11 protein-coding genes and 1 pseudogene are annotated in these 14256 nt (G+C 63.7%); 10 read left to right on the top strand and 2 right to left on the bottom strand.

Annotation, left to right across the window (positions count from 1 at the left end; translation table 11 throughout):
• The first annotated feature begins 169 nt into the window (after positions 1–169).
• From uraD to ABD283_RS03830, 6 genes and pseudogenes are all read left to right on the top strand, one after another.
• Positions 170–664 carry a 2-oxo-4-hydroxy-4-carboxy-5-ureidoimidazoline decarboxylase gene (gene uraD / locus ABD283_RS03855; RefSeq protein ID WP_129699661.1) on the top strand — a complete coding sequence of 165 codons (495 nt, stop codon included), beginning with the start codon at positions 170–172 and terminating at the stop codon, positions 662–664.
• On the top strand, positions 661–987 hold the full coding sequence (gene uraH, locus ABD283_RS03850; RefSeq protein WP_129699662.1) for a hydroxyisourate hydrolase: 327 nt from the start codon (positions 661–663) through the stop codon (positions 985–987). The genes uraD and uraH overlap by 4 nt, the downstream gene beginning before the upstream one ends.
• A 76-nt stretch (positions 988–1063) precedes the next feature.
• Entirely contained in the window at positions 1064–1948 is an 885-nt protein-coding gene (gene pucL / locus ABD283_RS03845) for a factor-independent urate hydroxylase (RefSeq protein ID WP_129699663.1), read from the top strand.
• Positions 1949–2035: 87 nt separating this feature from the next.
• Positions 2036–3586, top strand: a complete 1551-nt coding sequence (locus tag ABD283_RS03840) for a nucleobase:cation symporter-2 family protein (protein ID WP_344223693.1) — start codon at positions 2036–2038, stop codon at positions 3584–3586.
• A gap of 151 nt (positions 3587–3737) precedes the next feature.
• Positions 3738–6476 (top strand): pyruvate dehydrogenase (acetyl-transferring), homodimeric type, encoded by a 2739-nt coding sequence (aceE, locus tag ABD283_RS03835; RefSeq protein WP_344223692.1) that lies wholly within the window; start codon positions 3738–3740, stop codon positions 6474–6476.
• A 99-nt stretch (positions 6477–6575) separates the two neighbouring features.
• Positions 6576–7028 (top strand): annotated as a pseudogene (locus ABD283_RS03830) (sugar nucleotidyltransferase); the annotation flags it as partial.
• On the opposite strand, the gene ABD283_RS03825 reads toward ABD283_RS03830, so the two are convergent.
• Complete coding sequence (locus ABD283_RS03825) at positions 6974–7777, bottom strand: IclR family transcriptional regulator (protein ID WP_344223691.1); 804 nt, start codon at positions 7775–7777, stop codon at positions 6974–6976. The pseudogene ABD283_RS03830 and the gene ABD283_RS03825 sit on opposite strands and share 55 nt — an antisense overlap.
• Before the next feature lie 202 nt (positions 7778–7979).
• Between ABD283_RS03825 and ABD283_RS03820 the strand changes: the two genes are divergently transcribed.
• The 4 genes from ABD283_RS03820 (at position 7980) to ABD283_RS03805 (ending at position 13407) form a co-directional block, all read left to right on the top strand.
• Positions 7980–9371 (top strand): NAD-dependent malic enzyme, encoded by a 1392-nt coding sequence (locus ABD283_RS03820; RefSeq protein WP_344223690.1) that lies wholly within the window; start codon positions 7980–7982, stop codon positions 9369–9371.
• A gap of 138 nt (positions 9372–9509) precedes the next feature.
• Positions 9510–11117, top strand: coding sequence for a malate synthase A (gene aceB / locus ABD283_RS03815; RefSeq protein WP_344223689.1), 1608 nt, complete (start codon positions 9510–9512; stop codon positions 11115–11117).
• 92 nt (positions 11118–11209) lie between these two features.
• Positions 11210–12553 (top strand): DUF6986 family protein, encoded by a 1344-nt coding sequence (locus ABD283_RS03810; RefSeq protein ID WP_344223730.1) that lies wholly within the window; start codon positions 11210–11212, stop codon positions 12551–12553.
• The gene (locus tag ABD283_RS03805; RefSeq protein ID WP_344223688.1) at positions 12550–13407 is read left to right on the top strand and encodes a bifunctional allantoicase/(S)-ureidoglycine aminohydrolase; all 858 of its coding nucleotides are present in this window, start codon (positions 12550–12552) and stop codon (positions 13405–13407) included. Before ABD283_RS03810 ends, ABD283_RS03805 begins: the two co-directional genes overlap by 4 nt.
• A 115-nt stretch (positions 13408–13522) precedes the next feature.
• Here ABD283_RS03805 and ABD283_RS03800 read toward each other — a convergent pair whose 3' ends face one another.
• On the bottom strand, positions 13523–14242 hold the full coding sequence (locus tag ABD283_RS03800) for an aspartate/glutamate racemase family protein (protein ID WP_344223687.1): 720 nt from the start codon (positions 14240–14242) through the stop codon (positions 13523–13525).
• Positions 14243–14256: the final 14 nt, after the last annotated feature.

Raw genomic sequence — 14256 nt, 5'->3', positions numbered from 1 at the left:
CAAAGTGCGCCTCCCACTGTGCGTCACACCACGTCACGCGTTACAGCGGCATGACACTTGGTTTCAGTTCTGAAAACTCCGGCTCGGCCCCTTGACTTCCGCCCTGTGATCCAGTTCACTATCTTTATATGGAATTTAGATTTCACATAGCGAAAAAGTAAGGGAAGCAATGACGCTCAGCGAGTTCAACGAAACGGATCGACAGACGGCGGTGGAAACCGTTCGCCCCGCTCTGGACATCCAGCGCTGGATCGAAGAGATCGTGGACGGTCGCCCCTACGAAAATACCGAGGATGCGCTGGCCGCCGCACGCGATGCTGCCAACCCTTTCACGGATGCAGAGGTCGACCAGGCTTTGTCGCACCACCCCAAGATCGGTGAGCGCGCCGCTGGGAAATCCAAAGAAGCCGACCTCTCACGCAACGAACAAGCCGGCCTGGGTGAGTCCACGGAGGTCATCAAGGCCGAACTCGCTCGCGGCAACGCCGAGTACGAAGAGCGCTTCGGCCAGGTCTTCCTGATCCGCGCCGCCGGCCGCTCACTACCCGAAATTTTGTCAGAGCTGCAGCGCCGTCTGCAGAACACCCCGGAGGACGAGCGCACCGAAGTTGCCGATCAACTTCGTCAGATTGCCCTCCTCCGCATCGAAGGGATCCTGTCATGAGCTTCATTTCCGCACACGTCCTTGATTCCGTGCACGGCTGCCCAGCCCAAGGAATCGACGTCACGCTCCTCACCGGTGAAGGCCAAGAACTTGGCACCGCAACCACCAACGAGGACGGCCGAGTCACCGAACTCGGCCCAGAGACCCTGGAGTCCGGCCATTACCGGATCATTTTCGCAACCGAGCAGTACTTCGCCGGGCGCGAGCTTGAGACGTTCTACCCGTTCGTCTCGGTGGATTTCTCGGTGCAACAGGAGCAGGGCCACTACCACGTGCCCTTGCTGCTGAGCCCGTTTGCGTATTCCACATACCGCGGCAGTTGACCCAGGAGCCGACCCAGTCGACGATTGCCGATCCACTCAGACAGCACATCAATTTTCTACACAGGAGTAGATGAAAATGACCGAAGTAGTTCTCGGAAAGAACCAGTACGGCAAGGCGCAGAACCACGTGGTTCGCATCAACCGTGACAACGACCGCCACATCATTCGCGACCTGGTGGTCACCTCCCAACTGCGCGGTGACCTGACCGAGGTACACACCAAGGGCGACAACGCCCACTGTGTCCCCACCGACACCCAGAAGAACACGGTGTTCGCGTTCGCTCAGAAGTACGACGTCAAGTCCCCTGAGAACCTGATCCTCAAGCTCTCGGACCACTTCACGAGCGAGTTCGACTGGATCTCCGGTGGCCGTTGGGCAGCCGATGAGTACCGCTGGGACCGCATCAACGACAACGATCACTGCTTCGTCCAGAACAAGCAGGAAGTCCGCACCTCGGTGCTGGTCACCGATGGCGACAAGAAGACCGTGATCTCCGGCTTCAAGGACCTCACGATCTTGAAGTCCACCGAATCCGGGTTCGAGGGTTACCCCAAGGACCAGTACACGACCCTGAAGGAAACCACGGACCGCATCATGTCCACGGACGTGGCAACCCGCTGGCGTTACAACACCACCGATGTCGACTTCGATGCCGTGTACGACAGCGTCAAGAACATCATCCTCACCAAGTTCACCGACCACTACTCCCGTGCGCTGCAGGAGACCCTGTACCTCATGGGCAAGGCCGTGATCGAGGCTCACCCAGAGATCGACGAGATCAAGTTCTCCTGCCCGAACAAACACCACTTCGTCTACGACTTGAGCTTCTGCGATCTGGGCAACAACAACGAGACCCACTACGCGGCTGACCGTCCCTTCGGCCTGATCGAGGCCACCGTGCAGCGCAAGGGCGCTGCCGAGGACGAGCACGCCTGGATGGGCATCACCGGCTTCTGCTGAGCCATCTGCTCTACCGCCGATGTGTCCCCGCCTCTTGAGGCCGAGGCGGGGACCCACCAGCTCATTCATTCTTAGGAAGGCTTCCCAATGTCACAAACCGCTACGACCGAGGTCAAGCGGCCCGAGGACGAGTACCTCGGCGCGGGTCCGAGCTTAGGCTACGGATTCCAGCACGTTCTGACCATGTACGGCGGCATCATCGCTCCGCCGTTGATCGTGGGTGGCGCAGCCGGTCTGTCCACCAATGAGCAAGCGCTCCTGGTCGCTTGCTGTCTCTTCGTTGGCGGTCTGGCGACCATGCTCCAGTCCTTCGGCATCAAGTTCTTCGGCTCCCAGTTGCCCTTGGTCCAGGGCACCTCGTTCGCCGGTGTGGCCACCATGACCGCGATCGTCAACGGTGACGGCGGTATTCAGGCGGTCTTCGGCGCGGTGATGGCATCAGCGGCCATTGGCTTCCTGATTGCACCGTTCTTCGCGCGCATCATCAGATTCTTCCCGCCGGTGGTCACCGGCGTGGTCATCACGACCATCGGTCTGTCCCTGTTCCCCGTGTCCGCTCAGTGGGCCATGGGTGGAGCCGCCGTCGCGAATGGTGGGGATGAGAACGCGATCTTCAAGAACGTGTGTCTGGCCGGCGCAACGCTGCTGATCATCATGCTCCTGTCCAAGGTGGGCAGCGCGATCATCTCGCGGCTGTCCATTCTGTTGGGCATTGTTCTGGGCACGGTCTTCGCACTGGCTATCGGCATGGCCGACTTCTCTCAGGTCATGAACGGCGCGATCTTCGCGTTCCCCGAGCCCCTCGCGTTCGGACCGCCCACCTTCCAGCCCGCCGCCATCATCTCGATGACCATTGTGGTGCTGGTGATCCTCACGGAAACCACCGCGGACATCATTGCCGTGGGTGAGATCGTGGACACCAAGGTGGACCGCCGCCGTATCGCTGACGGTCTGCGTGCCGATATGGGCGCTTCCTTCCTGGCTCCCCTGTTCAACGGCTTCACTCAGTCCGCGTTCGCGCAGAACGTTGGTCTGGTCGCCATCACGGGTGTGAAGAGCCGATTCGTGGTCACGGCCGGCGGCCTGATCATGTTGATCCTCGGCCTGCTGCCCATCCTGGGTCGCGTGGTTGCTGCGGTCCCCATGCCGGTCCTGGGTGGCGCGGGCATCGTGCTCTTCGGCACCGTGGCCGCTTCCGGTATCCGTACCCTGGGTAAGGTCAAGTACCAGGGCACTCCCAACCTGGTCATCGTCTCCACCGCCATTGGTATCGGTATGCTGCCGATCGCAGCTCCGGACATCTACAGCGGCTTCCCCACGTGGTTCGAGACCATCTTCCACTCCGGTATTTCTTCCGCCGCTGTGGCAGCTGTCCTCCTGAACATCCTGTTCAACGAGATCAAGCTGGGTAACCCGCCCAAGGGCGAAGGTTCTGTCTTCACCGCGGCGCCACCTCGCTACGTTCGGATCGAATCGCTCGAGCACCTGCAGGGCTCCCTGCGCGAGGGCGACACCATCAAGAACGGCAAGCTCGTGGATTCCGAGGGCAAGGAAATTCCCGCCATCACGGCGTCGGGCGAGGTCGTCCAGGCTCCGGTCGTGGAGAATCGTTCCGGGTCCTCCACCAGCGACCACTAATTCACGGGGACGACGCCGCTCGCGACCTTCGCGATCGACCGCGCCGAGCGGCGTCGTCACCCGAAAAATACTCGCGGCTGCCAGGCCCCCACCGGAGCCTGGCAGCCGCACTGCCACATCGGTGAACCACCGTGACACTGCAGGAGAAACTGTGCAGCCTTCAAGTAACCACCACATTCTGAGTGGGTTGACCAACAACCTCAAAGACGCCAACTCCGAGGAAACCCAGGAGTGGATCGAGTCCTTCGACGGGCTGATCGCGGCGCAGGGAACGGAGCGCGCGGAGTACATCATGCGCGCTCTGTTGCAGCACGCGGGCACCCATTCCGTGGGCGTTCCGATGGTGACCACCTCGGATTACGTGAACACCATCCCGGTCGACCAGGAACCGGAATTCCCCGGCGACGAGGAGATCGAGCGCCGATACCGCGCGTACCTGCGGTGGAACGCCGCGGTTATGGTGCACCGCGCTCAGCACCCGGAGATCGGCGTGGGTGGCCACATTTCTTCGTACGCCGGCGTGGCCACGCTCTACGAAGTGGGCTTGAACCACTTCTTCCGCGGCCCCGAACACCCGGGCGGCGGCGATCAGGTGTTCTGGCAGGGTCACTCCTCCCCCGGTAACTACGCGCGAGCGTTCCTCGAGGGTCGAATGTCCGAAGCGGATCTCAACGCGTTCCGCCAAGAAAAGACCAAGGCTCCTCAGGGGCTCTCGTCCTATCCGCACCCGCGTTCCATGCCGGACTTCTGGCAGTTCCCCACGGTGTCCATGGGCATCGGCCCGATGAACGCGATTTACCAGGCACAGTTCAACCGCTACATACACAACCGCGCCATCAAGGACACCTCCGAGCAGCACGTGTGGGCCTTCCTCGGCGACGGTGAGATGGACGAGCCGGAAAGCCGCGGGCTTCTGCAGCTGGCCGCCAACGACAAGTTGGACAACCTCACGTTCGTGATCAACTGCAACCTGCAGCGCCTGGACGGACCCGTTCGCGGTAACGGCAAGATCATTCAGGAACTCGAGGCGTTCTTCCTCGGCGCGGGTTGGAATGTCATCAAGGTCGTGTGGGGTCGCGAGTGGGATGACTTGCTCGAGAAGGACAAGACCGGCGATCTGGTCCGCATCATGAACGAGACGCTGGACGGTGACTACCAGACGTACAAGGCCGAGAACGGTGGCTTTGTCCGCGACCACTTCTTCGGCAAGTCGCCTGAGACCAAGGAACTCGTGGCGGAGATGTCCGACGACGAGATCTGGAAGCTCAAGCGCGGCGCTCATGATTACCACAAGGTCTACGCGGCCTATAAAGCGGCCACGGAACACAAGGGTCAGCCCACGGTGATCCTTGCGCAGGCTGTGAAGGGCTACGGTCTGGGCACACACTTCGAAGGCCGCAACGCGACCCACCAGATGAAGAAGCTGACCCTGGATGACCTCAAGGTCTTCCGCGATCACCTGCGGATCCCCATCAGCGACGAGAAACTTGAAAAGGACCTCTACAACGCGCCGTACTACCACCCCGGCGAGGACTCCCCGGAGATCAAATACCTCCTGGAGCGCCGAAAGAAACTGGGTGGCTTTGTGCCGGATCGCCCGCACGAGCAGAAGGACATCGTGCTGCCCTCCGACAAGGCCTATGCCTCGGGCAAGAAGGGTTCCGGCAAGCAGCTGGCCGCCACCACCATGGCGTTCGTGCGTATCTTGAAGGACCTCATGCGCGAAAAGGAGTTCGGCCACCGCATCGTGCCAATCGTCCCGGACGAATCGCGCACGTTCGGTATGGACTCGTTCTTCCCGACCTCCAAGATCTATAACCCCAACGGGCAGAACTATCTGTCGGTGGACCGCGAGCTCATGCTGGCCTATAAGGAATCGCCTCAGGGCGTGCTGTTGCACCCCGGCATCAACGAGGCCGGCGCCACCGCAGCGTTCACCGCCGCCGGCACGTCCTACGCCACGCACGGCGAGGCCATGATCCCGTTCTACGTGTTCTACTCGATGTTCGGATTCCAGCGCACGGGTGACTCCTTCTGGGCTGCCGCGGACCAGCTGACACGCGGGTTCATCATCGGCGCCACCGCCGGTCGCACCACGCTCACCGGTGAGGGTTTGCAGCACGCAGACGGTCACTCCCCGTTGATCGCGGCCACCAACCCGGCCGTCATCCACTATGACCCCGCCTACGGCTACGAGATCGCGCACATCATCAAGCGCGGCATCGAGCACATGTACGGGTCCAAGGATGAGGACCACAACGTGATGTACTACCTGACCGTCTACAACGAGCCGATCCGCCAGCCAGCGGAACCGGAGAACGTGGATGTCGAGGGCATCATTAAGGGCATCTACCTGCTCAAGCCGGCGGAGAACGAGGGCCCCAAGGCGCAGTTGCTCGCCTCCGGCGTGGGTGTCGCTTGGGCTCTCGAGGCTCAGCAGATCCTCGCCGACGAGTGGGGTGTCTCCGCTGACGTGTGGTCGGTGACCTCGTGGACCAACCTGCGCCGCGACGCCTTGGCAGCCGAGCGGGACACGTTCCTCAACCCGGGTGAGGCCCGTCGCGTGCCGTACGTGACCGAGAAACTGGGCGCGACCCAGGGACCGGTCGTGGCGACGTCGGACTTCGCCTCGGATCTGCAGGACCAGATCCGTCAGTACGTGCCCAACGAGTGGGCCTCGCTGGGTGCGGACGGGTTCGGTTTCTCGGACACCCGCGCTGGCGCGCGCCGCTTCTTCAACATCGACGCCCATTCCATGGTGGTGCGCACGCTGGAGATGCTCGCGGATTCCGGTGAAGTGGACGCTGAGGCTCCCAAGCAGGCCATCGAGAAGTACGACCTGCTCAACCCCAAGGCCGGAACCTCCGGTAACGCCGGCGGAGACGCCTGATCCCACCCGGTTCAGCTGTGGCCCCGCCCCTCGTCGGACGGGGGCCACAGCTGTGTCCGAATCCATTCGTCTGCACGGACTGCTGCGAGAATGGGCGGTATGAAGGGGATTATTCTGGCGGGTGGCACGGGCAGCCGGCTGCATCCGATCACCATGGGCATCAGCAAGCAACTGGTCCCCATGTACGACAAGCCCATGATCTACTACCCGCTCTCCACCCTCCTGTTGGCCGGAGCGCGCGAGATCCTGATCATCACCACACCGCAGGATTTGGAGCAGTTCCAGCGTCTCCTGGGCGACGGCTCGCGGTTCGGGGTGTCGGTCACCTACACCGTGCAGGCCTCCCCCGACGGGCTTGCGCAGGCCTTCACGCTGGGTGCCGACCACATCGGCAATGACCCGGTGTGCCTGGTGCTGGGCGACAACATTTTCTACGACCCAGGCCTGGGCACGCAGCTACGCCGTTTCAATGAGATCGACGGCGCAGCAGTGTTCGGTTATCGCGTGGCCGACCCCACCGCATACGGCGTGGTGGAGTTCGACGCCGCCGGAACAAACTGGCTCGAGAGTTCCTGAGCAGCCTTGCGCAGCAGCGGGACGGCGCGATCGCCGAAGTCCCAGTCCACGCGCGTGGTGGGCCCGGAGACCGAGATCGCGGTGGGCGTGGGGGCGTTGGGCAGGGCCATGGAGAAGCAGCGCACTCCGATCTCCTGCTCCTCGTCGTCAATCGCGTAACCGCGTTCGCGGATCTTCTCGAGATCGGCCAGCAGATCGTCCACGGTGCCCAGACTCTTGGGCGTGGGGGTGGTCATGCCCATTGAATGCACGATGGAGACCACTTGCTGATCCGGGAGCGTGGCCAGAATGGCCTTCCCCACGCCGGTGTTGTGCATGGGTGCGCGGCGGCCCACTTCGGTGAACATACGCATCGAGTGCTGGGACTGTGCCTGACCGACGTACACGACCATGCGGCCGTCGAGCACTGCCATGTTGGCGGATTCGCCCAGTTCCTGGACGAGTTGTTGCAGCACGGGTTGCGCGTAGGTTCCCAGCTGCAGGCTGGCCGTATAGCCCAACCGGATCAGACCGGGGCCCAGCGCGTAACTGCGATTGGGGAGCTGGCGCACGTACCCCAGGGGCACCAGGGTGCGCAGCAAACGGTGAATGGTGGGTAGCGGGAGTTCGGCCTTGTTGGCCAGCTCACTCAAGGAGGACTCTCCCCCGGAGGCAGTGATGATGTTCAGCAGGTCGAACACTCGCTCAACCGACTGGACTCCTCCCCCAGTTTTACCTTCTGCCATGGTGCCAACTCGCTTTCCGTGATGGACGGCAGCCCCTGTCCGGGGCGGCCTCTCCAATGTCATCATGTGAAATAAGTCTCACACGGGTCTTGTCTTTCGCCCTAGACTACATCTACGATTCAAGAAGTGGAAACTTTTTTCCACAATGCGGATAACGAAGTGGAGCGAGGGTTCCGCTCAGTCTGAAAGGAACTTCATACAGATGTCTACTCCCAGCCCCGGTTACTCCATGGTCCTGCGAGTTGAAGCGCCCGCCACGTTCAACTCGACCAGTGAAATCACCACCGCGGCCTCTGCGGCCGGCGCCCAGGTGACCGCATTGGACATTGTCGAATCGCACCCCACCAGCGTGGTCATCGACATCAGCTGCAACGTTTCCAACGCGGAACACCGCGACGAGGTCCGGGACGCGCTCAACACACTGGACGGCGTGACCGTCCACAAGATCTCCGACCGCACCTTCCTGATCCACCTGGGCGGCAAGATCGAGGTCACCCCGCGCGTCTCCCTGCGTAACCGTGACGACCTCTCCCGCGCTTACACCCCCGGCGTGGCCCGCGTGTGCACGGCCATTGCCGAGAACCCGGAGGACGCTCGTCGTCTGACCATCAAGCGCAACACCGTGGCCGTGGTGACCGATGGCACCGCCGTGCTCGGCCTGGGCAATATCGGCCCCGCCGCCGCTCTGCCCGTCATGGAGGGCAAGGCTGCCCTCTTCAAGGCCTTCGCCGACGTTGACGCCTGGCCCGTGTGCTTGGACACCAAGGACACCGAGGAGATCATCAGCATCGTCAAGGCCATGGCTCCGGTCTACGGCGGCGTGAACCTTGAGGACATCGCAGCCCCGCGCTGCTTCGAGATCGAAGCCCGCCTGCGTGAAGAGCTCGATATTCCCGTCTTCCACGATGACCAGCACGGCACCGCCATCGTGACCCTGGCCGCCCTCTACAACGCACTGCGCGTGGTGGACAAGAACATCGAGGACGTCAAGGTTGTCGTCTCCGGTGTGGGCGCTGCCGGTAACGCCATCATCCAGTTGCTGCTCGCCAACGGCGTGGCCAACGTGATCGCGTGCTCCCGCAACGGCGCCATCCACTCCGGTGAGACCTACACCGATCCCCACCGCACGTGGCTGGCCGAGAACACCAACAAGGACAGCTTCTCCGGCTCGCTCAAGGAAGCCGTGGCCGGTGCTGACGTCTTCATCGGCGTGTCCGCTCCCAACGTTCTGGATGGCAATGACATCGCCACCATGGCCGACGGCGCCATCGTGTTCGCCATGGCCAACCCCGACCCCGAGGTGCACCCGGCCGAAGCCGCCGAGCACGCCGCCGTGGTCGCGACCGGCCGAAGCGACTTCCCGAACCAGATCAACAACGTGCTCGCCTTCCCGGGCCTGTTCCGCGGCCTGCTGGACGCCGCAGCCTCGGACATCACGTCCGACATGCTCGTGGCCGCGGCCAAGGCCATTGCGGACTGCGTGGAACCGGACGAGCGCAACGCGAGCTTCATCGTCCCCAGCGTGTTCGACCCCAACGTGGCCCCGGCCGTGGCGGAAGCGGTCAAGAACACCGCGCTGGGCATCGAAGGCTAGTCACGCGAAAAACCTCAGGAGCGGCGTCGTCGTTCATTCATGACGACGACGCCGCCCACCCGCCGCTTCGAGCGCAACGCAGCGATACCGGCGAGACCAAGCACTACCAGCACTACACGTACTTTCCAGGAGGCAATCATGACCATTACCCACAACAGCCCGCAGAACGTGGCCGCGGCCGGCGAGATCCTCAGCGACGAGGCACTCGCGTTCGTCGAGGCGCTGCACGAGAAGTTCAACGACCGCCGCGAAGAGCTGCTGGGCAAGCGCGAGACCGCTCGTGAGCAAGCAGCCTCTACCGGCACGCTGGACTTCCCCGAGGAGACCCGCGAGGTCCGCGAGGGTGACTGGCAGGTTGCCCCGGCTCCCAAGGCACTGCAGGACCGCCGCGTGGAAATGACCGGCCCCGCCTCCCCGGCCAAGATGGCCATCAACGCGCTCAACTCCGGCGCCAAGGTGTGGCTGGCCGACCTCGAGGACGCAGCGAGCCCCAGCTGGGCCAACCAGATCGACGCGATCGCCAACCTGCGCGACGCCGCCCACGGCACCCTGGCCTTCACATCGCCCGAGGGCAAGGAGTACAAGCTGCGCGAGGACGCGCCGCTCGCCGTGGTTGTGACCCGCCCGCGCGGCTGGCACCTTCCCGAGCACAACATCACCGTGAACGGCAAGGAAGGCTCCGGCTCCCTCACGGACTTCGGCCTGCACTTCTTCCACACCGCCAAGCAGCTCATCGAGAATGGCCAGGGCCCCTACTACTACCTGCCCAAGATGGAGTCCTACCTCGAGGCTCGCCTGTGGAACGACGTGTTCACCTTTGCCGAGGAGTACCTGGGCATCGAACACGGCACCATTCGGGCCACGGTGCTCATCGAGACCATCCCCGCCGCGTTCCAGATGGACGAGATCCTCTACGAACTGCGCGATCACGCCTCCGGTTTGAATGCCGGCCGCTGGGACTACCTGTTCTCGATCATCAAGTACTTCCGTGACGCCGGTGACAAGTTCATCCTGGCCGACCGCTCCTCGGTCACCATGACCGCACCGCTCATGCGCGCCTACACCGACCTTCTGGTGCAGACCTGCCACAAGCGCGGTGCCTTCGCGATGGGTGGCATGGCCGCTTTCATCCCGTCCCGCAAGGACGAAGAAGTCAACCGTGCGGCCTTCGAGAAGGTCCGCAACGACAAGACCCGCGAAGCCAACGACGGTTTCGACGGCTCCTGGGTCGCCCACCCGGACCTCGTGCCCGTGTGCAAGGAGATCTTCGACGGCGTACTGAACGACAAGCCCAATCAGTTGGACCGCCAGCGCCCGGAGGTCGAGGTGACCCCCGAGCAGCTGTTGGACGTTCCCTCCGCCGGCGATCAGCGCACCGAGGAAGAACTCAACGCCAATCTTTACGTGGCCATCCGCTACATTGCGGTCTGGTTGTCCGGCAACGGCGCCGTGGCCATTCACAACCTCATGGAGGACGCTGCCACTGCGGAAATCTCCCGCTCCCAGATCTGGCAGCAGATCAAGAACGGTGTGGTCTACACCGACACCGGAAACACTGCAACGCGCGAGCTGGTCTCCGCCGCTCTGGACGAGCAGCTGGAGGTCCTCAAGCAGGAAATCGACGCGGAGAACTACGAGAAGTGGTTCGTCCCGGCCGGAAAGCTCATCTCCGACATGGTCCTGAGCGACAACTACCCGGACTTCCTGACCCTGCCCGCGTATGACCTCATGGAAGGGGCCAAGTGACACAATCCATTCTCGGGGCGCGAGTCGCCTCCGCTGCTCCCGCCGACGTCGCTACCAACGACTCGGCGGGGGCCGTCCCGGCCGGCGCGAGCCTGCCCACCACGTTCTACCAGCGCGCCGACCTGGTGCTCGCCGGCACCGATGCTGACCTCGCACGGTTCTTCCCGGGTGACTCCGGGGTCCGCCAACCCGTACACACGTGCTACGTCCCGGCCGACCTCGTCACCGTGAACACCCCCGCAGAATGGGGCCGCGCCGCACAGGCCGCCGCCGACGAAGCGGGTGGACTCCAGGTGCTCGCCGAGTTGGCGGGACTCTCCGGGGACGGCATGAGCGACGTCGTCGACCGTGTGGCCGCCAAGCTGCAGACCGAGCCGATCGAGGACCTGCGATTGGACCTCGAGGACGGGTTCGGCAACCGCTCCGACGGCGAAGAAGACGCCGCCGCGGCCCAGGCCGCCCGCACCGTGGCGCAATTCGCGATCAACCGGGCCAATGGTTCCGCACCGGCCCCGGCCTTCGCGGGCATCCGATTCAAGTGCTTCGAAGAGGCAACCCGGGCCCGCGGACTGCGTTCGCTCGACGTTTTCGTCACCACCCTGGTGCGCGAGGGCGGCTTGATCGAGGCCGGCGTGAGTTCGGATGGCTTACCCGAGGGACTCGTGCTGACCCTGCCCAAGGTTTCCTCCGTGGAACAGGTGCAGATCATGGTCGAAGCGTGCCAAGCACTCGAGGATGCGCTGGATCTGCCGAACGGCCGACTGCGCTTCGAAATCCAGATGGAAACCGCCCCCATGATCCTGGGGCTGGATGGCACCTGCCTGATCCCCGCGATGCTGCGCGCTGCCGAGGGCCGCGCCACCTCGCTGCACTACGGCACCTACGACTACTCGGCGTCCCTGGGGATCTCCGCGCAGTTCCAGTCCATGGAGCACCCCGCCGCGGACTTCGCCAAGAACGTCATGCAGGTGGCAGTGGCCGGAACGGGCGTGCACCTCTCCGACGGCTCCACCAACCAATTGCCCGTGGGCGATGCCGAACAGCGCCGCGATTCCTGGGCACTGCACGCACGGCTGGTCCGACGGTCGTTGGAGCGCGGTTACTACCAGGGCTGGGATCTGCACGCCCACCAGCTGCCCACGCGCTTCCTCACCAATTACGCGTTCTACCGCGACGGGTTCGACGCCGCCGCCCACCGCCTGGAGGTCTACTCCCGTCGGTCGGTGCCCGGCATTGAAGCCGCCGATGTGGCCGATGAACCCGCCACCGCTCGTGCCCTGGCCCGCTACATCCTGCGCGGCACGCTGTGTGGCGCGGTGACCGAGGACGAGCTGCGCGCCTCCGGCTTGACCCCGGAAACGGTGAGCTCGGTTGCGAAGACGGGCGTGGCTGCAGCGTCGAACGCTGAACATTCTGAAACAGGAGACACACGATGAGCGAACGCACGTACTGGGCCACCCACGGTGGCCACCCGCCGCAGACCGACCTGCTGACCGACCGGGCCATGTTCAAGGAGGCCTACGCGGTGATTCCGCGGGGCACGCAGCGGGACATCGTGACGTCGTTCCTGCCGTTCTGGGAGGGCACTCGGCTGTGGGTGCTCGCGCGACCGCTGACCGGTTTCGCGGAGACGTTCTCGCAGTACCTCATGGAGGTCTCCCCCGGCGGCGGTTCGGACAAGCCCGAGGAGGACCCGGATGCGGAATCGGTGCTGTTCGTCATGGAAGGTTCGCTCGAGCTGACCCTGGGTGACGAGCCCGGTGGCGATGACATCCACACTCTCAACCCCGGTGGTTACGCATTCATCTCCCCCGGGGAGACGTGGACCGTGCACAACCGCGGTTCCGAGGAAGTCCGCTTCATGTGGGTGCGTAAGCGCTACCAGAAGGTCGCGGGCATCGAGAAGCCGGAATCCTTCGTGACCAACGAGCAGGACGTGGAACCCACGCCCATGCCCGGCACCGAGGGCCGCTGGGCCACCTCGCGGTTCGTGGACCCGGCGGACGTGCGCCACGACATGCACGTGACCATCGTGACGTTCCAGCCCGGCGGGATTATCCCGTTCGCGGAGACCCACGTGATGGAACACGGGCTCTACGTGTTGGAGGGCCAGGCCGTGTACCGCCTCAACGAGGACTGGGTCGAGGTGCAGGAGGGCGACTTCATGTGGCTGCGCGCCTTCTGCCCGCAGGCCTGCTACGCCGGTGGGCCCAAGCCCTTCCGCTACTTGCTGTACAAAGACGTCAACCGGCACGCTCCCCTGTCCCTGGGAGGGCATGCGGGGCGCTGATCTCGACTGCTGACGGTTTGCCGTTGAAGGTTTAAGGTTCCTTATCCCCGATTTCCGCTGTGGAATCGGGGATAAGGAACCTTATTCCATTCCCGGGTGAGAGCGCTCAGCTTGCTCAGCTCAGCGGGAAGCCCTTGAGGTCCTTGGGCAGCGGAGATGCGTAGGTGCGGGACTTGGACGTGGTGAGTCCCAGGCGCACGAGAGATTGTGCGATGGTCACCGCGGCGGCGACTCCGTCCACGACGGGCACACCGCACTGTTCACGAACGGCAGCTTCGAGCGCTGCCATGCCACCGCAGCCGAGCACGATGACCTCCGCACGATCCTCGTCGATGGCCCGCTGGGCCTCGGCCACGATGGACTGGATCGCGGCGTTCTCATCCGCTTCCAGATCCAGCACCGATGTGTTGGACGCCCGCACGGACGCACAGCGATCCATGAGACCCGCCAGCTGCAGCCGGTCCTCGATCAGGGGAACGGTGCGGTCCAAGGTGGTCACCACCGAATAGCTGCGCCCCACGAACGTCGCCATGGAGGCGGCGGCCTCGGTGATGTCCACGACCGGTTGCTCCAACAGCTCCTGTAGGCCTTCGCGGCCGTGTTCGCCGAAACCGGCCTGAATCACGGCGTCGAAGGGCTGGTCGTAGCTGAGCACGGCGTCCATGACGCCCACCGCGGCCAGGTAGGACTCCATGTTGCCTTCACACGAGGGCGCCCCGAAACGCGGGGTCAGTCCCACAATCTCGACGCCGGACTCGGCCACTTTTCGTGCCGACTCCGCAATCGATTCCGTCATGGACTCCGTGGTGTTCACGTTGACCGTCAAAATGCGCATGGTGTTCTCCTGTT

Origin of the sequence: Kocuria atrinae (assembly GCF_039531425.1) — a bacterium.
In the GTDB taxonomy this organism is placed as follows: domain Bacteria; phylum Actinomycetota; class Actinomycetes; order Actinomycetales; family Micrococcaceae; genus Kocuria; species Kocuria atrinae.
The sequence above is the reverse complement of the archived record's forward strand: the minus strand, read 5'-3'. Positions and strand labels throughout refer to the sequence as shown.

Coding starts and splice junctions, on each gene's coding strand:
- uraH (WP_129699662.1), top strand. CDS start 661: ATGAGCTTCATTTCCGCACACGTCCTTGATTCCGTGCACGGCTGCCCA.
- ABD283_RS03800 (WP_344223687.1), bottom strand. CDS start 14,242: ATGCGCATTTTGACGGTCAACGTGAACACCACGGAGTCCATGACGGAA.
- ABD283_RS03805 (WP_344223688.1), top strand. CDS start 12,550: ATGAGCGAACGCACGTACTGGGCCACCCACGGTGGCCACCCGCCGCAG.
- ABD283_RS03825 (WP_344223691.1), bottom strand. CDS start 7,777: ATGGCAGAAGGTAAAACTGGGGGAGGAGTCCAGTCGGTTGAGCGAGTG.
- pucL (WP_129699663.1), top strand. CDS start 1,064: ATGACCGAAGTAGTTCTCGGAAAGAACCAGTACGGCAAGGCGCAGAAC.
- aceB (WP_344223689.1), top strand. CDS start 9,510: ATGACCATTACCCACAACAGCCCGCAGAACGTGGCCGCGGCCGGCGAG.
- uraD (WP_129699661.1), top strand. CDS start 170: ATGACGCTCAGCGAGTTCAACGAAACGGATCGACAGACGGCGGTGGAA.
- ABD283_RS03840 (WP_344223693.1), top strand. CDS start 2,036: ATGTCACAAACCGCTACGACCGAGGTCAAGCGGCCCGAGGACGAGTAC.
- ABD283_RS03820 (WP_344223690.1), top strand. CDS start 7,980: ATGTCTACTCCCAGCCCCGGTTACTCCATGGTCCTGCGAGTTGAAGCG.